Consider the following 19,843-nt stretch of genomic DNA (forward strand, 5'->3'; position numbering starts at 1 on the left):
TCGTCAGGCGCCGCGCGCCGCGTCGAACCGCGTGGCCACGTCGGTCCAGTTGACCAGCGACCACAGCTTCTCGACGTAGTCCGGCCGCACGTTGCGGTACTGCAGGTAGTAGGCGTGCTCCCAGGCGTCGAACACCAGCAGTGGCGTGGTGTTCATCCCGACGTTCCCGTGATGGTCGTACACCTGCTCCACCACCAGCCGCCGCGCCAGCGGCTCCCAGGCCAGGATGCCCCACCCCGACCCCTGCACGGTGGCCGTCGCCGTGGTGAGCTGCTTCTGGAACGCCTCGAACGACCCGAAGTGCTCGACGATCGCGTCCCCGAGGACCCCGTCAGGCCGGTCCCCGCCGTCGGGAGACAGGTTCTGCCAGAAGATCGAGTGCAGCACATGCCCCGACAGATTGAACGCGAATGTCTTCTCCAGCCCCACCAGCCCCCCGAACTCCCCCTTGTCCCGTGCCTCCGCCAGCCGCTCCAAGCTGTCGTTGGCCCCCTTTACGTACGCGGCGTGGTGCTTGGCGTGATGCAACTCCAGGATTTCCCCGGTGATCGCAGGCTCCAGGGCCGCGTAGTCGTAGGGCATGTCCGGCAATGAGTACTGACCCATAGAGATCTCCTTCGTCGCAGGCTCAGTTGCATGATGATCGTACCTGCGACATATTCGCAAGAAGGAGCCGGGACGGCGACCCGTGCGACCGCGAGCAACCCCTGTCGTGCGGCGCTGACGTCGCTGCTACGGGGCATGGATCGAGCAGGCATCGCGTACGCGTCGGCTGAACAGACACCACCACCGCTGGTGATGATGAGTCTCCCTGCACGGCCTTGCCGTGGCGCCTCCCTCCGGGGAGAGGCGCCACGGCAAGGGTCTTGTCGGCTGGGGACGGGGTCAGCCGGCGTTCACCGGTGTGCTCTGTGAGGCGTTGTACAGCTTGTCGCCCTTGTAGTGGGCCACCACGGGGCCGTCGAGAAGCGCGCCGTCCACGGCCTTCTTGAAGGTCGCGACACCGTCCTTCTTGAGCGGCGCGGACCCGAGCAGGGTGTCGCCGGAGTAGAACTCCACCTTGCCCTTCGGCGTGGCGGTGTTGTTGGACACGGGGGTCACCGTCGCGGTCGCGGTGACCTTGACGTTGTGGGAGTTCCCTGCGGGCTCGGACTCGACCGCGAGGCTCGTCGTGGTGGTGTGGAAGGCCAGGCTGCGGATGTAGAAGTTGAGCAGCGGACGCCAGACGTGCCAGGTGTGGACACCCGGGACGTTGTACTCGGTGATGTTCACGCCGGCGTTCCTGAGGGCCGCGGCCCGCAGGAGTGAGTTCTGCGCGATGTTGCCGAGGCGGTCCTGGAGACCGGTGCCGAGGAAGATGCCGCCGGGCACCGTCTTCAACCGGTCGAGCTGGGCCTGGTTGGCGGCCGGTCCGCCGATGCTCCAGGCGGCGTGGTAGCCGAACAGGTCGGTGTTGTCGTACATGATGGTGAAGGCGCGGCTGCCGCCGGCGGAGAACCCGGCGAACGCGCGGTCCTGCGAGCGGGTGGAGACGTTGTAGTTCTGCTCGACGAACGGGATGACGTTGTTGCGCAGTTCGTTGGCGAAGCCCTGGTTGCCGCCGGGCAGGCCGTTGAAGTCGGTCGACACGATGACCATCTGCTGGGCCTCGCCGTCCCGGATGGCGTTCTCCAGGATGTGGTGCGCCACTCCCTGCATCGTCCACGCGGTCGAGTGGTCACCGCCGCCGTGGCTCAGGTACAGGGTCGGGTACGGCGTGGCCCGGTTGGGGTCGTAGCCGTGGGGGGTGTAGACGACCAGGTCGTGCACGCCGGCCGGGTTGGTCGACAGCGGCGAGGTGTACCGGCGCGGCTCGATCGTGCCGCGCTTGCCCTCCGGCGACTGGTAGTCGGTGTCGTAGGTGGGGAACTTCTTGCTCTCGGGCACGAAGATGCGGCTGCGCACCGCACCCGGCGCGCCGGGGTAGGGGGGCGGCACTTCCCAGCGGTTGACCGGGTCGTCGTACAGGGTGCAGCCCGTGGCCAGCGGACTCGCGCAATCGTGGGTGTAGGCGTAGCGGTAGGTGCCGGCGGGCAGGGGGACCGTGGTCTCCCACACCCCGTCCTCACCCTTGGTCATCGCGATCGTGTGCCACGGAGTGGCGTGGATGTCACCGGGCTGCCACTGCGACGGCGGACGAGCGTCACCACAGTCGTTGCAGTTCACGTTCTCAGGCCGCGAGAAGAACCAGTCACCGTAGACGTGCACGGCGTTGACCCCGGCGGGGGCCTCGTAACGGAACTTCACCGCGTAACCGCTCGGCGGAGCGTCGGTCTTGACCACGGTCGGCCCGAGGGTCGACGGCGGAGTGGGAGCCGCCGCCGCCGGAACGGCCAGAGCTCCGGTCGTGAGCCCGGCCGCGACGGTGAGGCCGGCCAGGATCGACCTCAGCCGTCTGCTCTTCCGGGATCTGGTCGTGGGATGGGGGTGGACGACGGGCATGGTGCTTTCCCTCCGGGGGACGGGAAACGGCTGGAGAGTCGGCCCAGTCGTTTCTGGAGTTGCAACGATCGTAGAAACATCTGCAACGATGTCAAGACCCGATTGCACATCATGTTTGTGGCGTTGCGCTCTATGCAACAACCCCGTAGCGCGACCGACGATGCCACGGCCGTACCCCGGTCACGTCTCCGAACCGAGGCGCGTCGAACGGTGCGCACGCCAGCCGGTCGCCACGTCCCGGACCGTCGCCGCACGCCGGATGAGAACGTGACGCGAATACCGGAATCACCTCGTCCGGCGTGGCGCTCCATTCACGTATTTTCCGGACGTCCTATCGCGGCGCTGTCGCACACCTTCTTGCCGTGAGCGTGGACTACTGGTGACCGCCGACGTCATGGATGCGATTTCTCCCCGATCAACCGGTGGTCGACTTCACTGTGAGAACGCGCTCGATGATCGATTCGATGTCGACGCCGGACGGCAGGCCGCCGTAGGCCATGTTCCGTTCCGGTCCGAGGCGGGCGGCGCAGAAGGCGTCCGCGACGGCCGGCGGGCTGAACCTGACCAGAAGGGACGCCTGCAGCACGAGGGCCAGGCGTTCGGCCACCTGGCGTGCGCGGTACTCCAGGGTCGAGGGGTCGGTGAAGGAGTCCTTGACCTGGCGGACGGCGGTGTCGAGGTGGAGGTCGGCTCCCTTGGCCTGCTCGACCTCGGTGAAGTACGCGTCCAGGTTGGCGGGTTCCTTGGCGATGGATCGGAGAAGGTCCAGGGCGGCGACGTTGCCGGAGCCCTCCCAGATGCCGTTCAGGGGGGACTCGCGGAAAAGCCGTGGCATTTGGGAGTCCTCGACGTAGCCGTTTCCACCGAGGCATTCGAGGGATTCGGCGGCGTGGCCGGGAGCGCGTTTGCAGATCCAGTATTTGGCGGTCGCCAGCGCTATACGGCGCAGTGCGCTTTCTGTGGAGTCGCCGCGGATGGCTTTGTCGGTGGCGCCGGCGAGGCGGATCATCAAAGCGGTCGCCGCCTCGGATTCAAGGGTCAGGTCGGCCAGGACGTTGCGCATCAGGGGTTGGTCGATCAAGGGGTGGCCGAAGGCGGTCCGGTGGGTGGCGTGGTGGACGGCGCGGGTGACGCCGAGGCGCATGCCGGCGGCGGAGCCGATGACGCAGTCGAGGCGGGTCATGTTGACCATCTCGATGATGGTGCGGACGCCGCGGCCTTCCTCGCCGACCAGGTGGGCCACGGCGCCTTCGTACTCGACCTCGGCGGAGGCGTTGGAGCGGTTGCCGAGTTTGTCCTTCAGGCGCATGAGGCGCATGGCGTTGCGGGTGCCGTCGGGGAGGACGCGGGGGAGCAGGAAGCAGGACAGGCCGCGGGGGGCCTGGGCCAGGACGAGGAAGACGTCGCACATGGGAGCCGAGTTGAACCATTTGTGGCCGGTCAGCGCATAGGTGCCGTCGGCCCGGGGCTCGGCGGTGGTGGTGTTGGCGCGGACGTCGGAGCCGCCTTGCTTCTCGGTCATGGCCATGCCGGCGAGGACACCGCGTTTGGCCGACGCGGGCCGCAGGCCGAATTCGTAGCTGCGGGAGGTGAGCAGCGGTTCCCACTCGGCGGAGAGCGTGGGGGAGTGGCGCAGGGCCGCGACGCTGGCGTACGTCATCGAGATGGGACAGCCGTGGCCGGCCTCGACCTGGGACCACACGTAGAACTTGGCGGCGCGCGCCACGTGCGCTCCGGGTCGTGCGGCGGCCCACGGCGCGGCGTGCAGGCCGTGTCCGACGGCGACGGCCATCAGCTCGTGCCACGCGGGGTGGAACTCGACCTCGTCGACGCGGTGGCCGTACGGGTCGTGGGTGCGCAGGACCGGAGGGTGGTCGTTGGCGAGGCGTCCCCATTCCTGCGCGCGCGGTGAGCCGGCGAGCGTGCCGAGGCCGCGCAGTTCGCCGATGGCCCAGTCCGCCGACTCACGCCGCAGTCCCTCCACCAGCGCCGGGTCGGCCGACACGTCGTGGCCGGCGTACGGGGGGGCCTGGTTGAAGACGTCGTGCGTCAAGGAAGCCTCCGGACATCAAGAACAAACATGACAATCGGGACAATCGGCGTAATCGCCTACGCTTCGGTCACCCGTCTGACGCGTGCTGCACCATCCATCTCAACATTTCCACGGAAGAATGACATGCTCGGGTGTCTGACCTTTGGGAGGGAGGCCCTTGGAGGCGGCGGGCACCACCGATGACCGGTCGTTGCACCAGCGTGTCGTCGGCGGGGACGAGGACGCGCTCGGCGAGCTGCACGAGCGGTTCTACCCACTGGTGCTCGGGCTCGCGCTGCGGATCACCCGCGACCGGCTGGTGGCCGAGGACATCGTGCAGGAGGTCTTCGTCACCTTCTGGGAGCGTCCGCTGGCCTTCGACCCCGACCGCGGCTCCCTGCGGTCCTGGCTCGCCACCATCGCGCACCGCCGGGCCGTCGACCACGTACGCGCCGAGGAACGCCGCCGCGTCGCCGCGCTCGGGCCGCGTCTGACCGAGCCCGAGCCGAGCCCCCTTGAGGACTGGGTCCTCGCCGCCGACGAGGCGGCCCGCGTCCGCACCGCCGTGAGCCGCCTCCCCGGCGGTCTGCGCGAGGCCATCGAACTCGCGTACTACCGTGGCCGTACCTACAGGCAGACGGCGGAGGAGCTCGGTCTCCCCGAGGGGACCGTCAAGTCCCGCATCCGCCTGGGGCTGCGCAAACTGGCCGACGCTCTCGCGGACGAGGAGGTGTGACCGTGGCCCCTGCACCGGCGTCCGGGCCGGACACCCCATTCGTCCCCGAGCCCGGCCGCCTCGCACGGCTCGCGCTCGACGCGTACGCCGAGACCGCCGCCGAGCCGCCGGCCGGTGCGCGGGACCGGCTGCTCGCCGCCGCGCGCGTCAGGCGGGGGCCCGCCGTGCGCGCCGGCTTCGCCGTGTCGTACGCCGCCAGGGTTGCCGCCATGGACGCGCTGCTGGCCGGCGCCACCCCCGCCGACTGGGCCACGGTGATCGTCGAGGGCTGGACGCTGCAGGAACTGGTCGCGCACCTTGCCGCCACCGACAGCCTGGTGGCGGCGGCCATGGGGGTGCGGGTCACCGGGCCGCCGATCGCGGCCGACGAGGTGCTGTCCCGCACCGCCGACGTGATCGCCTACCAGCGTGACCGTGACCCCGCGCTGACCCGCGCCGACTGGCGGGCCCAGGCCGAGGCGATCTGCGCGCGTGCCGTCACCATGGACGCCGCCGTCCCGGTCGCTCCCGGCGGCATCGGCTTCCCGGTCGGCGACCACGTGCTGGCCCGCATGCTCGAGACCTGGATCCACACCGCCGACGCCGCCACCGTGATCGGCGTGCCGCTGCCGCCACCCCTGCCGGCCCACATCCACCCGACCGCGGACTTCTGCGCACGTCTCGTCCCGCTGACCATGGCCCTGTCCGGCATGACCCCCGGCGCCAAGGCCCTGCGGCTGGAGCTCACCGGGTCCGGCGGCGGCACATGGCACGTTCCGCTGGACCTGTCCGCGCCGGCCGCACCGCACGCGGGTCAGCCGGCCGACGTCTCCATCACGTGCGACACCGTCGCGTTCTGCTTCCTGCTCGGCGGTCGCGGCACCCCGGCGACATTCCCCGCCGATGTGGACGGCGACAGCGGGCTCGCGGCGGACGTCCTCACCGCGGCCCCGGCCCTGTCGGGCCCGTGACCGTCACCAGCCCGGCGGCCTCGGCGGGCCCGGCGGCGGGTTCACGTCAGGCGGCGGAGGCGGCGGCGGGGGAGGGAAACCGCCGTGCCGCATCTGACGGCGCGCCTCGCGAAGTTCGTGACGCATCATGCGGCGCGCGGAGTGCAGTTCCTCGCCGAAGCCGCGGTGCAGCTCACCGCGGCGCTGCATCCACCACTCGCTCCACGCGAACAGGCTGCGCGCGATCGGCTTGGCCCTGGAGTCGCCGATGACCTTGACGTCCCCCATCACCACGTACGCGCGGACCCGGACGACCGGGACGTTCTGGCCCGGCGGCGCCTCGATGACGTTGACCTTCTTGTCACCCATGAACGCGACCCCGCTGAGGTCCACGTCCACACCGTCCGGCACGATGATCTTGACGTCCCCCATCACCGCGGTCGCCACGATGTCGATCACATTGGACCGCACCTCGGCCTCACGCAGGTCGATCGTGACGTCCCCCATCACCGCGACCGCGCCGATCTCCTGGTCCACCCGCCACTTGCCGCGCCGCTTGGTGTCCCCCATCACCGCGACGTACCACCGGCGGGCCTTGCCGGGGGGTACGGCGGGGGGAGGCGCCGCGGGGTACGGGGCCCGCGCCGTGTCCGGCAGATCCGCGGTGATCTGCGCCAGCTCCGCGTGGGTGGCGGCCAGGTAGGCGGCCTCCGTGCGATCGGTCAGCTCCGCGAGCGTCAGGCGTCCCTCGACGGACGCCTCCCGCAGCCGCTCGACCACGGCCTCCCGCTCGGCGTCCGAAGCCCGCATACCCCCAGCATCGGTCATGTCCCTGAATCTAGCGCGTGATTTGTGCCGCGGTGCTCCTCCCTGGGGAGGAAAGACGTCACGAACCCGTACCCCGCCATGTATCCGGCGGGACACGGGTTCGTCGCGTGACGGTCAGCCGGCGGCGCTCGCCGCGGCCTCGGCGGCCTGGATGGCCTTGCGGAGCGCGCGGGGGATGGGGGCGATCGTGTCCCCCAAGGTGTCCACCCGGGTGCGCGCCGCGCGCCAGTCGGCGCGCGACAGTCCGGCACGCAGGCGGGCCATGGCGGCCAGCGCCACCAGCGCCGCGTCCCGGCGGTCGGTACGGGTGACCGGCGCGGCGCCGCGAACCGAACTCGCCACGATCGTGCGCAGGTGGCGCACCACCCGGGTGTCGCGGACGGTGACCGCGCTGTAGGGGAAGATCCCGAGCAGGCGCCGCCGTTCCACCCGGATCCAGTGGCCCCGCTCCAGGCGGTCGCGCACCTGGCCCGTGGCCTGGCGGTTCCGCTTGCCGACCCAGTGCTGCCAGCTACGGCGCCGCGACGCCGCGATCTGTTGCAGCACCTCGTCGAGCAGCGGGTCCGGCACGGCCTGCGTCTGCGCCACCGGCCCCCCGGTCGCGTCCGCGATGTGCCCCTGGATGAGCAACTCGGCCAGGATGGCGGCCCGCATCAGGTAGCCGAGCCGCGGCCGCGAGGTCAGGCGCCGCTTGTCGATGTCGTAGGCGAGCAGGTACAGCCGTTCCGGCAGGCTCTCAGGCAGGTCCATCGTCAGTCCTCTGGTACGTCGTCCTCGTCGGTCGCGGGGGACCCCGTGTCGCCGGGCTCCCTCTTGGGGGGACGGCCGCGCTTCGGCATCCGTCCCACGTCGCCGGGCAGGCGTCCGGCCGTGGCCAGCGCTTTGCGGAGCAGGAACTCGATCTGTGCGTTGGTGCTGCGCAGCTCGTCGCCGGCCCAGCGCGCCAGTGCGTCGTGTACGGCGGGGTCGAGCCGCAAGAGGATCTTCTTGCGCTCGGTCACTGGTACAGCGAGCCGGTGTTGACCACCGGCTGCACGTCCCGGTCGCCGCACAGCACCACGAGCAGGTTGCTGACCATGGCGGCCTTGCGCTCGTCGTCCAGGTCCACCACGTCGGCCGCGTCCAGCCGGTGCAGCGCCGCCTCCACCATGCCGACCGCACCCTCGACGATCTGCCGCCGCGCCGCCACGACCGCACCGGCCTGCTGCCTCCGCAACATGGCCTGCGCGATCTCAGGCGAGTACGCCAGCCGCGTGATGCGCGACTCGATCACCAGCACCCCGGCCGAGGCGACCCGCGCCGAGATCTCCGCCGACAACTTGGCCGTGATCTCGTCGGCGTTCTCCCGCAGCGACAACTGCGTCGAGTCGGAGGAGTCGTACGGATAGTTCCCCGCGATGTGCCGCACCGCGGTCTCCGTCTGGATCGCGACGAACTCCACGAAGTCATCCACCTCGAACACCGCCTTCGCGGTGTCCTCCACCCGCCACACCACGACCGCCGCCATCTCGATCGGGTTCCCCTCGACGTCGTTGACCTTGGACACCCCCGTCTCGTGGTTCCGGATCCGCGTCGAGAGCCTGTTCCGCTGCGTGAACGGCACCGTCCACCGCAGCCCGTCCGTCCGCACCGTCCCGACATACCTCCCGAGCAACTGCACCACCCGCGCCTGCCCCGGCGCGATGGCGAGCAACCCACTCGCCACCACCACCGCGACGAACACCAGCACCGCGCCGGCCGCCACGAACCCCCCGCCTCGCTCCGCCTGCGACAGGAAGTACCCCGCCGCTCCGAGCAGCACAAGGACCAGCAACGCCATCGGCCACCCCGACACGTTCGGCGCCGCCTTCTCACTGACCCGCGCCTCCGGCATCTCCACCACGACACCCTCGACTTCTCTCGCCGCCATCTCTTTCCCTCCACTTGCCCGACTCATGGCACAACCATAGCAAAGTGATATCACTTTGCAAGCCCCTGTCGTACGACGTCAGTGACCCGGGAGACGGCCTCTCGGTCGCGACAGGGTCCGCGACGAGGTGGATGTGACGACCGACGCAGAATGATCGCTTTGCTGAGCTTCAGGCGGATCGTGTGGTGTGATGTCCCGATGTCGACGGCTGCTGAGGAAGCGGGGCAGAGCTGTGGTGGCTCATGCCGGGTCGGGACGACCGGACGGAGAACTTGGCGCGGGCTGACGGCTCTCACCCTTGTCATTCCCCTCGCGGTCAGTGTTCCCTCTGGCGAGGTCCTGGCCGGGCCCCGGCCGCCTCTGCCGTCCGCCGGTACCGAACCCGTGGTCGAATCCGTCTTCATCGCGTACGTGCGTCGGCGCGGCGGTCCCCCTCCCGATCTCGCCGAAATCCTTCGGCACGCCGGCGATTCGGTCGCGACCGACAGCACTGGGGACCCCGGCGGGTCGCAGACGCGGATGTTCGGGCCGGTGCGTGTGGACGCCGCCTCGCGTGTCCGGTCCTTGTTCCGGGAACTTCGGCGGCGGGCCGGGCCGGACACCGTTGAGCGGTCACGCGCGTCTGAGTGACGTGGTCTGCTCGCCTGTTCATCGGCTAGGACGTGGTGATGAATTGGTGCCGGCCGGAAACGGTCCGCTGTGGTCATGACGATAACAGCTGGATTGGCTATATACGGTTTGTCCGCTGTGTCGTCTCCGATGGGCCGGATGCGGTGACGGGGAAATCGTCGAACGGGTGGCGGGGCGGTGGGTTCGTGGAATATTCGATGTGTCATGTCCATAGGTGAAAACAAGATCCGGGTTTGCCGCGACGGTGAGTCGAGGCGGTGCGGGGGCAGGGGGTCGTCACCCGCTTGAAGTGCCGGTCGTGGGTTCTGGCGTGGTCGCCGGCCCAGGGCCCGTTGTCGGGCCATCGCCGCGTGGTGTTTCGATCTGTCGGCTGTTCTGCAGGTCGTTGCGCTGTGTTGGATATATGGTATCGGGGGGGAAATGGCGGTATTTCGGGATGTCTTAGCGGATCCCGAGTGGCGTGCGGCGGTGGAGACGCTCACGCCTCGGCAGCTTGACGTGTTCTTGCTGCTGGGGAGGGGGATGTCGACCAAGCAGATCGCTGCGCGGCTGGGGGTCACGGAGCATACGGTGAAGGCGCATACGGCGAGGATTCTTCAGGTTCTAGGGTTCGAGTCGCGGTTGCAGGCGGGGTTGGCGGCTTATGTATATGAGACGTCGGTTTTGGAGGGACGGCCAGGAGTGGCCGACGGGTAGGTTGCACAGTTATCGGGGACGGTCAGGAGTGGCCGAGGGGTACGGTTTCACGGTTTTGAGGGAATGGCCAGGAGCGGCCGACGTGTAGGGTTTTCACATTTGTGGTGGGGTTGGTTACCCAAAAGGCTAATTGATTCGTCTTCACACAGAGCGCATTCTCGCTTTGAGCGACCCGGGGAGCCGTCGAATCGGCGGTGTGTCCCGGGTCGGTCGAGATCCGCGGGGGAATTCCCCGTTTCGTCAGACGGGAAGGAATGCGCGTGAAGATCAAGACCATGCTCGGGGTGGCGGCCACCGCGCTCATCATGGTGGTGGGTGCGCTGACGCCGGCCGATGCCGCGGCGGCGCCGCCGGGGGCCAGGGTCACCAGTACGTCGGCCACCGAGGGCACGATGACCTCCACCAGTTCCGAGGCGACGCGGACCAAGGGCGAGGGCAGGTCGGCGCTCGCGTCGAACCAGACGGCCGAGTCGGACCGGGCCGCGGTGTTCGCGGCGACCTGCTACAACGCGTACGTGGCGGGCCGCAACTTCTACATGACCTGCACCAGCGACGCCTACGGCTACCGGGTGTACGTCGACTGCTCCAACGGCTTCCGCTACTACTTCGGCACGCTCTACTTCGGCACGTGGAACCACGTGCTGACCTGCCCCGTCGGCACCTACGCCGTCTGGGGCGGCTGGTGGCTGTGACCCACCGCCGGTGAGCTGACCTGACAGCCCGCGAAGGAGCGGGAGAGGGGCTCCGGGTGCGAACCCGGGGCCCTCTTCGCGTCCTTGTGGTGTGGTCAGAGGTGGCGCGGTTGCCGTGTTCTCGTGGTGTGGTCAGGACTGGTGCCGTTCTCAACGGTCCGTGGTGCGGCCAGGAGTGGTGCGGCACTCCGCTGTGGTTTGGCGTGGCCGGGTCAGGAGCCGGCCGGGGTGCCCTGGGGGGTGTGGCCGGGGCCGATGGGGGCGACGGTCACTGTGCCGGCACCTGCGGGGTCGGGGGTGGCGGTGCAGGGGGAGGCCGTGCCGTCGATGACGCTCATGGCGATGCTGCCGGAGCGGGACGGGTTGTTCTCGGCGAAGGTGGCGACGAGGACCAGGGTCTGACCGGGGCCGACCTGGCCGGACGGGATGCGGAAGGCGGCGCCGCCGTCGGCGGGCTGCTCGGCGGTGAGGCGGATCGGGGCCGTCCGGGTGCCGCGGGGCAGGCGGCACGTCTGGCCGATCGGCAGGTAGTCGACCTCGGCGCGGATGCCGGCGTCCCGCAGGCTCGCTTGGAGTTTCTTCGGCTCAAGGAACTCGTTGATGCGGACGGTCACCGTGCCGTCGGGGAGCTTCCGCACCGCGAAGGCGGGGGTGCTGAAGGCGAACGGCACGGTGACGGCCGCGATGGCCGCGGCCGTCCCGGCGAGGACGGCGGCCCGCAGGCGCCGGCGGGGGGAGTGGCGGGACGGGGAGGTACCCGGAGTGTGGACGGGCCTGCGCTCGCGGGTGGTTCCCGGAGCGAAGGTGACGGCGGGCACGGAGTCCGTGGCCCTGGCCTTGGCGAGGAGCAGTGCGTGGATCCGGTGACGGGACGCGTCCGGCAACGGCGGGACGTCCGCGCCGGTCATCGTGAGCAGGTCGATCTCGTTCATGATGCAGACCGCCCTTCCAGGGTCGAGGTCGTGGTGAGGGAGCTGTGGTGAGGAAGCTGTTTTGACAGAGCCGTGGTGACAGAGGCATGTGACGGAGCCGTCTTCGGAGCCGTGGTGACAGAAGCGTGAGTGACGGAGCTGTCCTGACAGCGTGGTGACCGGGCCGTTGTGATGGAGCGTTGCCACGCGGGGTCGGTGGATCGTCGTCCGGCCAGCCTGGCTGGGGTCGTGGACGTGGCGGCGGTCTTGCCGTACGTCAGGTGGCCCGGCGTTGAGCGGCAGGGGTCGTGGTCGCCATGGGTCATGGTGCCGATGGCGTCGGAGAGAAAGCGTGACCGCGTAGCGGCTTGGCCGTGATGCCGAGTGGCCAGAGGAGCGCTCCGGCGGGTGAGCGGCCGGCATGGAACGTGGTGACGATCGAAGGCGGTGAGGTAGGCGCCGGAACCGGTTCCTCAGCCGACCTGGGGCCCGGGTGTCGTGCCAGGTGGTGGAAGGATCTGCTTCGGCTGACAGGGGAGAACCTGGGTGAACACCTCCAAAGGATCTGCTTCGGCTGACGGGGGAGAACCTGGGTGAACACCTCCAGTGGCCCGGGGGACTTCTCGATCAGGAGCGCGCCGGTCGGCTCGGTCATGATGTCCGTGCCGGGTGGATCGTCGTGTTGTCTCTTACACCTGTTATTGGTCCGCCGCGGCGATCCGGTTCGCACTTCATGGCTTCGAGACGTGGCCGGATGATGACACACGGTCAATAAGTCGATGTGCGCCTAGGGGTGGCGCGGGCCGCCGGTGAGCCGCCGCCGTGGTGTGCGGAATCGTGGCGGTTGTCGAGCCATATCTGGTACCGGGGGTCCGAAAACAGTGACCCACCGTCTCGCTCATGGTTTTCGGATACGGCCGGCGGGTGTTTTCATGCGGTGCGCCGCGGGCCTGTGAGCGTTCGCGGAAATAGAGGTGCGTCTGGCGGTTGGCACACCATCTGGTTCATGAAATATTGTGCGCGTGATGGCTGATGTCAAGATCTTAGTAAGATCCTGCTGTTGTGCTGGTTCGTGGGTGTCACGCTGCCGCCCTCCACCGGCGCGGGGCAGGCCTCGTCGGTTCCTGAGTACGTCTCCCTTTTTATGTCCGCTGTCTTGCCGCGCGGAGACGGAGAATAGGAGAGTGAAATGGAAGCGTTTCAGGATCCTCCGCTCGACGATGAGTGGAGTTCCTCCGTCGAGCAGCTAACCCCCCGTCAGCTTGATGTGTTCTTCCTCCTGGGTAAGGGCATGTCGACCAAGCAGATCGCGATGCGGCTGACCGTTACGGAGCACACGGTCAAGGCACATACGGCCAGGATTCTCCACGTTCTAGGTCTGGAATCACGGTTGCAGGCGGGATTGGCGGCCTACGTTTACAAGGCGTCGATGACCGGAAGGCGCGGCGAGTCACCGAATGCGTAGGGTGAGGATCATCCCCTGCCGTGCTTGATCGTCCGCGGAAACGTTACCCAAACGGCTAATTGATATCCACTTCACGGCGACGCATTCTCGTTCTTGAGCAAGCCGGGCGAGTCCGGACCGGATATCGCCTGAGCGGATGTCCCCAGGCCACATGCGATGCATGGGGGTATTCGCGAGTTGTCGTCCGCACTGGAAGGGGAAAACGCGTGAAGATCAGGACCATGCTCGGGGTCGCCGCGACCACACTCATCATGGCTTTCGGCGTCCTGCCCATGGCCGGTGCCTCGGCCGCATCGGGAAGCGCCGCGGAGCCGGGTGCGAGCGTTTCGAGCACCTCGACTTCCGGCAGCGTCAAGACCGCCGTTTCCAGCAAGCAGACCCGTCTGAAGTCCGTAGGCAAGAGCGCGACGGCGAGTGGTGAGACGACGACGTTCGCCGGCGTCTGCTACAACGGTTTCACCAGCGGCGCCAGCATGTACATGACCTGTACCAGCGACGCGGCGGGATACCGTGTCTTCCTCGACTGCAGCAACGGATTGCGCTACTACTTCCCCACGCTCTACATCGGCACGTGGAACCACGTGATGACCTGCCCGGCCCCGTACGCGGCGATCTGGGGCGGCTGGTACTGATCGACCCGGCAGTGATTTGACGTCAGAAGAAAGGGCCTCGGGAATTCGAGGCCCTTTCGGTTTTACTGCCGGACGGCATGGCTCGTTCAGCCGCCTGGCGGGGAGGCGCTCGGCCGTCCGCCGCCAGTAGGCCGGATATTTTTTGCGCGGCGAGAACACCGCCTCGGACATAACCGACTAGGTTTTTCGAGTGATGCGGTCCTCCGACCGGGGAGCGGGTTCCGGACAGGCTGTGCGAGCGGTGATTACGGCCTCCCCGGGGTCCTGGTCACCCCGGGCAGGCCGTACGAGCGGTGAATACGGCCTCCCCGGGTGCTGGTGGCACCCGGGGAGGCCGTGGTGCGGTCTCAGGAGCCGGCCGGAGTGCCCGGGCGCGCATCACCGGGTCTGTTCGGGACGACTTTGACCGCACCGTCGCCGGCCGGTGCGGGGACGGCTGTGCAGCGGGCCGCCCGGCCCTCGACGACGCTCATGGCGATGGTCCCCGCCTTCGACGGGTCGTCATCGGCGAAGGTGGCCACCAGGACCAGCGTCTGGCCGGCCTTCACCTGGCCCGCCGGGATGCGGAACGCAAGGCCCCCGTCCGCGGGCTGGTCCACCGCGAGCTGCGCCGTGGCGGCCTGGACGCCTCTCGGCTGCCGGCAGGCCTGGCCGGCCGGCAGGTAGTCCACCTCGGCGGGGACGCCTGCCTCACGCAGGCTCGCCTGCAGTTTCTTCGGCTCGAGGAACTCGTGGATCCGCACGGTCACCGTGCCGTCGGAAAGCCTGTCGACCGCGTAGGCGGGGGAGCCGAGCGAGAGCGGCACCGCGATCGCGGCCGTGGCGGCCGCCGCGGTGCCGGCGAGGGCCAGGACCCGCAGACGCCGGCGGGGTGCGCGGGACGCGTGCGGCGTGGTCGCCGTGTCCGCGGCGGCGGCCCGTGCGAGCAGCATGTCGTGGACCCGGCGGCGTGCCGTGTCCGAGAGGGGCGGTACGTCGCCGCCGATCCTCGCGAGCAGGTCGATCTCGTTCATCGTCCGGACCAGCCTTCCGGGGTGGTGGTCGTGATGGCCGCGCGCAACTGCGCGCGGGCCCGGTGGATCCGCGATCGCACGGTGCCGACCGGGATCTCCAGGGTCGCGGCGATCTCCTCGTACTTGAGGTCGGCCCAGGCGAAGAGCAGCAGCGCGTCACGGTCGCCGTCCGCCATGACGGAGAGGGTGCGTGCGATCGACCGCACCACGGCGCCGGCGTCGACGCGCTCGGCCACCAGGTCGGCAGGGGAGGGTTCGGCGGCCCCGAAGTCCGGTGGCGTGTGCGTCAGCGCCTTCCAGCGCCGCGCCTCCGCCCTGCCGTGGCCGCGCAGCAGAGTCGTCGCGATGCCGAGCAGCCACGGCAGGGCCCCGGTGGGGCTGCGCTCCGCCGAGAAGCGGTGCCGCAGTTCGAAAGCGGTCAGGAAGGTGTCGGACACGAGATCCTCCGCCGTGTCCGGACCGGCCCGCCGCGACAGGTAGCGGTGGACCTGGTCGGCGTGGCGGGCGAAAACCTCGGTGAACATCTCCGGTGCCCCGAGTGATTTCTCGATCAGGGCCGCGTCGCTCAGCTCGGTCGTCATACCCCACCAAATCGGTCGTCCGTCGTTTCTCTCACTACTTATTGGCACGACGAACGCATCGGGTTCACGCCTGCGGTGATTCACGTGGCCGATAGAGGACACGCGGGGGAGATAACGGGCCGGATCCGCTGACGGCGGATGGCGGGAAGGGACGGGCCGGATCGGTGCGGTCAGGACGGCAGAAGGCGGCGTATCTCCGGCCGGACGGCGCCGGCGTAGCGGTCGAGGAGCACCTCGGTCAGCTCCGGCGCCGGGCCGAGGGGATCGGCGACGGTTCGCGCTCCCGCCGCGAGGGCTTCCTTGCGGATCCTCTCCGCGAACAACCCCGCCGCCAGCAGGTACGGCGCGACCACGACACGCCGCGGCGCCACCTGTGCCGGGCCGGGGTTCAGGAGGTCGCGGACGGCGGCCTCGGGGGTGGGGGAGGCGGCCGAGGCGTAGGCGGGGGTGACCGAGTGCCAGGTGCGGGTGCGGGCCCAGGAGCGTGCGACGCCGGCGACGACCGCGTTGGCGCGTGGGTCGCCTGAGCCGGCGGACGCGAGCACCACGGCGGTACCGGGGTCGCCGATCGGCACGCCGGCCTCCGCTAGGCGGCGCTCCAGAGCCGTGATCAGCAATGGATGCGGGCCGAGGGTGGCCCCCCGGTGCAGGCGCAGCCCGGGACGGGAGCGCAGGATCTCGTCGAGGGCCCCCGGGATGTCGACCCGGCTGTGGTAGGCCTCGGTGAGCAGCAGCGGCACCACCGCGGCCTCGTCCAGGCCGGACAGGGCCTCGGCCAGGGACGGCCGTGAGTGGTCGAGGTACGCCGCGCGCACCTCCAGGCCGGGTCGTGCGCGCCGCACCCCGTCGAGCAGCGCCTCCACGGTGGCCGCCGCGCGCGGGTCACGCGATCCATGCGCCACGGCGACGAGCGGAGGCGTCCGCCAGGTGAGCGGCCGTCCGGCGAGGTGCACAGACGTCCGTGGGGCGAACCCGGCGGGGAGCGCCGGGGCCGGCGAGAGGTGCGGCCGTTCCGGGACATGCGGAGCGGCCGGCCGTACGGGAAGGGGCAGGCGCCGCGGGCCGGCGGGCTGTGGTGGGCCCGCCGGCCCCGCGGCGTCCCCTGGGACGCGAGCTCGAGGGGTCAGAGGTGGATTCCGCATTCGGTCTTGCCGAGGCCCGACCAGCGGCCGCTGCGCGGGTCCTCACCTGGTGCGACGCGGCGGGTGCAGGGGCCGCAGCCGATGGAGGGGTAACCGTCGTACTGCAGGGGGTTGACGATCACACCGTTGTCGGCCATGTAGTTGTCGACGTCGTCCTGGGTCCACCGCGCGATGGGATTGACCTTGACCATCTGCCGCTTGGCGTCCCACTCGACGACCTTGGTGCCGGTCCGGGTCGGCGACTCGTCGCGGCGGATGCCGGAGATCCACGCGAGGTACGGCTCGAGCGCGCGGTTCAGCGGCTCGACCTTGCGCAGGAAGCAGCACAGGTCGGGGTTGCGGCCGTGCAGCCGGGGCCCGAGCTCGCGGTCCTGCTCCTCCACCGTGCGCGACGGCCGTACGTTGATCACGTTGACGTCGTACACCTGCTGCACGGCGTCCCGTGTGCCGATCGTCTCGGCGAAGTGGTACCCGGTGTCGATGAACAACACGTCGATGCCCGGCCGCACCCGGCTGACCAGGTCGATCAGCAGCGCGTCGGTCATCGAGGAGGTGAGGCACAGGCGGTCGCCGAAGGTCGCGGCGGCCCAGCGGATGATCTCACGGGCCGGCGCGTCCTCAAGGAAACGGGCCGCCGAGTCCACGATCCCCCGCAGGTCGAGGACGCCGCGCTGATGCTCTAACTGTGACTCGATCTCCAAAAGTGTCATGACAGGCTCACTTCTCTCCTCGTACGTCAGGCGATGCCGCGATGAGTACAGGTCCTCGGGGCCGGGGTGTCGTGGCGCTCATGAGCGCGCTCCGATGCCCAGCAGCTTCACGGTGAAAGCACGAGCGCAGGAACGGCAGTACCAGCCGCCGTCCGCGGCGTAGGGCTCAAGGTCCTCTTCGCCGCAGTACGGGCAGTGGAACGGGACCGCGCGCTCGCTCACGTGGTCACCTCGGCCCCGGTGGCCTGCCTCATCGCAGGTCAGCCTCCTCGGCGCGCTGCACCCAGGCGGCGAAGGTCTCGCCGTCGAGCTTTTGGCCCTGGAAGTTCTTCAGCACGCGCTCGATGTAGTCGGGCAGCTCGTCGGCGGTGGCCTTCAGGCCGCGGACCTTGCGTCCGAAGCCGGGGGTCGCGCCGAGCGAACCACCGAGATGGATCTGGAAGCCCTCGACCTGCGTGCCGCCGTCGTCGGTGACGAGCTGGCCCTTGAGGCCGATGTCCGCCACCTGGATGCGCGCGCAGGAGTTGGGGCAGCCGTTGACGTTGATGGTCAGCGGCTCGGTGAAGTCAGGCAGCCGGCGCTCCAGCTCGTCGACGAGGCCCGCGGCGAGGCCCTTGGTCTCGACGATCGCCAGCTTGCAGTACTCGATGCCGGTGCAGGCCATGGTCTGGCGCCGGAACGTGCTCGGCGTGACCCGCAGCCCGGCGGCCTCCAGGTCGGCGACGGTGCCCTCGACCTCGCCGGGGGCGATGTCCAGGATGACCATCTTCTGCTCGACGGTGGTGCGCACCCGGCCGGAGCCGTGCCGCTCGGCGATGTCGGCGATGCGGTGGAGCGTGTCGCCGTCCACGCGGCCCACCGTGGGGGCGAAGCCGACGTAGAAGTTGCCGTCCTTCTGCGGGTGGACGCCGACGTGGTCGCGCCGTCCGCCGCGCGGCGCCTCAGGCGCGGGACCGTCCTGCAGGGTGTACCCGAGGTACTCCTTCTCCAGGATCTCGCGGAACCGCTCGGGTCCCCAGTCGTTGACCAGGAACTTGATGCGGGCCCGGTGCCGCAGCCGCCGGTAGCCGTAGTCGCGGAAGACGCCGGCCACCCCGGCCCAGACCTCGTGCACCTGGTCGGGACGGACGAACGTGCCGAGCCGCTTGCCGATCATCGGGTTGGTGGACAGGCCGCCGCCGACCCACAGGTCGTAGCCCGCCTCACCCTGGTCGTCGACGACGCCGACGAACGCGACGTCGTTGATCTCGTGCACGGTGCAGTGCGCCGGGCAGCCGCTCATCGCCGACTTGAACTTGCGCGGCAGGTTGGAGAACGCCTTGTCGCCGATGTACTTGGCGACGGTCTCCTCGATCTGCGGGGTCGCGTCGATGACCTCACCGGCGTCGATGCCGGCCAGGGGGCACCCCAGCATGACGCGCGGGGTGTCGCCGCACGCCTCGGTGGTGGACAGCCCGACCGCCTCCAGCGCCTCCCAGATCGCGGGAACCGACTCGATCTCCACCCAGTGGAGCTGGATGTTCTGCCGGTCGGTGACGTCGGCCGTGCCGCGTGCGTAGCGGTTGGCGATGTCGGCGATGGTGCGAAGCTGCTCCAGGCTCAGCTGTCCGCCGTCGATGCGGACCCGCAGCATGAAGTAGCGGTCGTCGAGCTCCTCGGGCTCCAGGATGGCCGTCTTGCCGCCGTCGATGCCGGGCCGGCGCTGCGTGTACAGCCCGAACCAGCGGAAACGGCCGCGCAGGTCGGCCGGGTCGATGGAGTCGAACCCCGCCTTCGAGTAGACGTCGATGATCCGCTGACGGACGTTGAGCCCGTCATCGTTCTTCTTGTTCTCCTCGTTCTTGTTCAGCGGCTCGCGGTACCCGAGAGCCCACTGACCCTCACCGCGCGGGCGCTTGTGGTGACGGTTGGCGGGCCGGGGCGGGCTGGTCATGAGGCGTCCTTTGCCGGGTTGGCCGGGGGTGGTCAGGTGGCATGGACGCGCGGGCAGAAGCCGTCCCGACTCGCCGATGAGTGCGGTGGCATGAAAAAACGCCCGTGGCGCGCCCTTGCCGCCAGGAGTGGAACCTGGCCGGGGTCAGGGGGCGACGATCAAATCAACGGGCGTCACAACAGATGGCACTGCGGACACGCAGGAAGTCGACGTGGCGTCGCACGACGAGAAGCGGGTCCGCTGGCATGTCCTAAACGATACCCTCCCCGTGCTGGATGTCCAATATCCGGTCCACAGTTTGGGACGCCGGTCCCACGCGGACCCGGTTCAGCCGCCGTTCAGCCCTGGCGGGGCCAGACCACCGGCGGCTCGGCGGGCTCGCTCGGCGGCCGGTGCTGGCAGCAGCACCACGAACCGCCGCGGCACTCGGTGTGCCGACGTTCCCTGCATTTCTCACAGATCACCCTTCCATTGTGCCCGCATACCGTCCTACCTGCGGTGATTCGTCGGCTGGCCGCGTCGG

General features: G+C 69.5%; 20 protein-coding genes. 6 read left to right on the plus strand and 14 right to left on the minus strand.

Annotated elements, in window-relative coordinates:
* Positions 1 to 3: 3 nt before the first annotated feature.
* From BJ992_RS11420 to BJ992_RS11430, 3 genes are all read right to left on the minus strand, one after another.
* Positions 4 to 606, minus strand: coding sequence for a superoxide dismutase (locus BJ992_RS11420; protein ID WP_184980239.1), 603 nt, complete (start codon positions 604 to 606; stop codon positions 4 to 6).
* A 279-nt stretch (positions 607 to 885) separates the two neighbouring features.
* The gene (locus BJ992_RS11425) at positions 886 to 2,481 is read right to left on the minus strand and encodes an alpha/beta hydrolase-fold protein (RefSeq protein ID WP_184980241.1); all 1,596 of its coding nucleotides are present in this window, start codon (positions 2,479 to 2,481) and stop codon (positions 886 to 888) included.
* Positions 2,482 to 2,896: 415 nt separating this feature from the next.
* The gene (locus tag BJ992_RS11430; RefSeq protein WP_184980242.1) at positions 2,897 to 4,534 is read right to left on the minus strand and encodes an isovaleryl-CoA dehydrogenase; all 1,638 of its coding nucleotides are present in this window, start codon (positions 4,532 to 4,534) and stop codon (positions 2,897 to 2,899) included.
* A gap of 157 nt (positions 4,535 to 4,691) precedes the next feature.
* Between BJ992_RS11430 and BJ992_RS11435 the strand changes: the two genes are divergently transcribed.
* Both BJ992_RS11435 and BJ992_RS11440 read left to right on the plus strand, forming a co-directional pair.
* Positions 4,692 to 5,249 carry a sigma-70 family RNA polymerase sigma factor gene (locus tag BJ992_RS11435; protein WP_221474769.1) on the plus strand — a complete coding sequence of 186 codons (558 nt, stop codon included), beginning with the start codon at positions 4,692 to 4,694 and terminating at the stop codon, positions 5,247 to 5,249.
* Between the two features lie 2 nt (positions 5,250 to 5,251).
* Positions 5,252 to 6,199, plus strand: a complete 948-nt coding sequence (locus BJ992_RS11440) for a maleylpyruvate isomerase family mycothiol-dependent enzyme (protein ID WP_184980246.1) — start codon at positions 5,252 to 5,254, stop codon at positions 6,197 to 6,199.
* Between the two features lie 3 nt (positions 6,200 to 6,202).
* Here BJ992_RS11440 and BJ992_RS11445 read toward each other — a convergent pair whose 3' ends face one another.
* The 4 genes from BJ992_RS11445 to BJ992_RS11460 all read right to left on the minus strand — a co-directional run bounded on the left by BJ992_RS11445 (position 6,203) and on the right by BJ992_RS11460 (position 8,915).
* Positions 6,203 to 6,988 carry a DUF1707 SHOCT-like domain-containing protein gene (locus BJ992_RS11445; protein WP_246496605.1) on the minus strand — a complete coding sequence of 262 codons (786 nt, stop codon included), beginning with the start codon at positions 6,986 to 6,988 and terminating at the stop codon, positions 6,203 to 6,205.
* Between the two features lie 132 nt (positions 6,989 to 7,120).
* Complete coding sequence (locus tag BJ992_RS11450; protein ID WP_184980250.1) at positions 7,121 to 7,756, minus strand: GOLPH3/VPS74 family protein; 636 nt, start codon at positions 7,754 to 7,756, stop codon at positions 7,121 to 7,123.
* 2 nt (positions 7,757 to 7,758) lie between these two features.
* The gene (locus tag BJ992_RS11455; protein WP_184980252.1) at positions 7,759 to 8,007 is read right to left on the minus strand and encodes a hypothetical protein; all 249 of its coding nucleotides are present in this window, start codon (positions 8,005 to 8,007) and stop codon (positions 7,759 to 7,761) included.
* Positions 8,004 to 8,915 carry an SPFH domain-containing protein gene (locus BJ992_RS11460; protein WP_184980254.1) on the minus strand — a complete coding sequence of 304 codons (912 nt, stop codon included), beginning with the start codon at positions 8,913 to 8,915 and terminating at the stop codon, positions 8,004 to 8,006. Before BJ992_RS11460 ends, BJ992_RS11455 begins: the two co-directional genes overlap by 4 nt.
* 1,050 nt (positions 8,916 to 9,965) lie before the next feature.
* On the opposite strand from BJ992_RS11460, the gene BJ992_RS34530 reads away from it, so the two are divergent.
* Together BJ992_RS34530 and BJ992_RS11470 are read left to right on the plus strand one after the other, a co-directional pair.
* A complete protein-coding gene (locus BJ992_RS34530) occupies positions 9,966 to 10,241 on the plus strand; it encodes a response regulator transcription factor (RefSeq protein ID WP_184980256.1) in 276 nt (91 codons plus the stop codon).
* A 260-nt stretch (positions 10,242 to 10,501) separates the two neighbouring features.
* A complete protein-coding gene (locus BJ992_RS11470) occupies positions 10,502 to 10,933 on the plus strand; it encodes a hypothetical protein (protein WP_184980258.1) in 432 nt (143 codons plus the stop codon).
* Between the two features lie 212 nt (positions 10,934 to 11,145).
* Here the strand turns inward: BJ992_RS11470 and BJ992_RS11475 are convergent, their stop codons facing one another.
* A complete protein-coding gene (locus tag BJ992_RS11475) occupies positions 11,146 to 11,865 on the minus strand; it encodes a hypothetical protein (protein ID WP_184980260.1) in 720 nt (239 codons plus the stop codon).
* 1,168 nt (positions 11,866 to 13,033) lie between these two features.
* Between BJ992_RS11475 and BJ992_RS11480 the strand changes: the two genes are divergently transcribed.
* Together BJ992_RS11480 and BJ992_RS11485 are read left to right on the plus strand one after the other, a co-directional pair.
* On the plus strand, positions 13,034 to 13,309 hold the full coding sequence (locus tag BJ992_RS11480; protein WP_184980262.1) for a response regulator transcription factor: 276 nt from the start codon (positions 13,034 to 13,036) through the stop codon (positions 13,307 to 13,309).
* Positions 13,310 to 13,515: 206 nt separating this feature from the next.
* Positions 13,516 to 13,941 (plus strand): hypothetical protein, encoded by a 426-nt coding sequence (locus BJ992_RS11485; RefSeq protein ID WP_184980264.1) that lies wholly within the window; start codon positions 13,516 to 13,518, stop codon positions 13,939 to 13,941.
* A 347-nt stretch (positions 13,942 to 14,288) separates the two neighbouring features.
* On the opposite strand, the gene BJ992_RS11490 is transcribed toward BJ992_RS11485, so the two are convergent.
* The 6 genes from BJ992_RS11490 to BJ992_RS11515 all read right to left on the minus strand — a co-directional run bounded on the left by BJ992_RS11490 (position 14,289) and on the right by BJ992_RS11515 (position 19,320).
* Positions 14,289 to 14,954 carry a hypothetical protein gene (locus BJ992_RS11490; protein ID WP_184980266.1) on the minus strand — a complete coding sequence of 222 codons (666 nt, stop codon included), beginning with the start codon at positions 14,952 to 14,954 and terminating at the stop codon, positions 14,289 to 14,291.
* Entirely contained in the window at positions 14,951 to 15,535 is a 585-nt protein-coding gene (locus tag BJ992_RS11495; protein WP_184980269.1) for an RNA polymerase sigma factor, read from the minus strand. Before BJ992_RS11495 ends, BJ992_RS11490 begins: the two co-directional genes overlap by 4 nt.
* Positions 15,536 to 15,705: 170 nt before the next feature.
* Positions 15,706 to 16,437, minus strand: coding sequence for a sirohydrochlorin chelatase (locus tag BJ992_RS11500; RefSeq protein ID WP_343072613.1), 732 nt, complete (start codon positions 16,435 to 16,437; stop codon positions 15,706 to 15,708).
* A gap of 221 nt (positions 16,438 to 16,658) precedes the next feature.
* Positions 16,659 to 17,387, minus strand: a complete 729-nt coding sequence (locus tag BJ992_RS11505) for a phosphoadenylyl-sulfate reductase (protein WP_184980273.1) — start codon at positions 17,385 to 17,387, stop codon at positions 16,659 to 16,661.
* A 78-nt stretch (positions 17,388 to 17,465) separates the two neighbouring features.
* A complete protein-coding gene (locus tag BJ992_RS11510) occupies positions 17,466 to 17,609 on the minus strand; it encodes an Insertion element protein (protein WP_184980275.1) in 144 nt (47 codons plus the stop codon).
* A gap of 28 nt (positions 17,610 to 17,637) precedes the next feature.
* Positions 17,638 to 19,320: a nitrite/sulfite reductase gene (locus tag BJ992_RS11515; protein ID WP_184980277.1), complete on the minus strand. Its 1,683-nt coding sequence runs from the start codon at positions 19,318 to 19,320 to the stop codon at positions 17,638 to 17,640.
* Positions 19,321 to 19,843: the final 523 nt, after the last annotated feature.

Origin of the sequence: Sphaerisporangium rubeum (genome assembly GCF_014207705.1) — a bacterium.
In the GTDB taxonomy this organism is placed as follows: Bacteria; Actinomycetota; Actinomycetes; order Streptosporangiales; family Streptosporangiaceae; genus Sphaerisporangium; species Sphaerisporangium rubeum.

Bases quoted from the DNA above. Each gene is read 5' to 3' on its own strand.
- BJ992_RS11420 (WP_184980239.1), bottom strand. From the start codon at position 606: ATGGGTCAGTACTCATTGCCGGACATGCCCTACGACTACGCGGCCCTG.
- BJ992_RS11425 (WP_184980241.1), bottom strand. From the start codon at position 2,481: ATGCCCGTCGTCCACCCCCATCCCACGACCAGATCCCGGAAGAGCAGA.
- BJ992_RS11445 (WP_246496605.1), bottom strand. From the start codon at position 6,988: ATGCGGGCTTCGGACGCCGAGCGGGAGGCCGTGGTCGAGCGGCTGCGG.
- BJ992_RS11450 (WP_184980250.1), bottom strand. From the start codon at position 7,756: ATGGACCTGCCTGAGAGCCTGCCGGAACGGCTGTACCTGCTCGCCTAC.
- BJ992_RS11460 (WP_184980254.1), bottom strand. From the start codon at position 8,915: ATGGCGGCGAGAGAAGTCGAGGGTGTCGTGGTGGAGATGCCGGAGGCG.
- BJ992_RS34530 (WP_184980256.1), top strand. From the start codon at position 9,966: ATGGCGGTATTTCGGGATGTCTTAGCGGATCCCGAGTGGCGTGCGGCG.
- BJ992_RS11475 (WP_184980260.1), bottom strand. From the start codon at position 11,865: ATGAACGAGATCGACCTGCTCACGATGACCGGCGCGGACGTCCCGCCG.
- BJ992_RS11480 (WP_184980262.1), top strand. From the start codon at position 13,034: ATGGAAGCGTTTCAGGATCCTCCGCTCGACGATGAGTGGAGTTCCTCC.
- BJ992_RS11490 (WP_184980266.1), bottom strand. From the start codon at position 14,954: ATGAACGAGATCGACCTGCTCGCGAGGATCGGCGGCGACGTACCGCCC.
- BJ992_RS11495 (WP_184980269.1), bottom strand. From the start codon at position 15,535: ATGACGACCGAGCTGAGCGACGCGGCCCTGATCGAGAAATCACTCGGG.
- BJ992_RS11505 (WP_184980273.1), bottom strand. From the start codon at position 17,387: ATGACACTTTTGGAGATCGAGTCACAGTTAGAGCATCAGCGCGGCGTC.
- BJ992_RS11515 (WP_184980277.1), bottom strand. From the start codon at position 19,320: ATGACCAGCCCGCCCCGGCCCGCCAACCGTCACCACAAGCGCCCGCGC.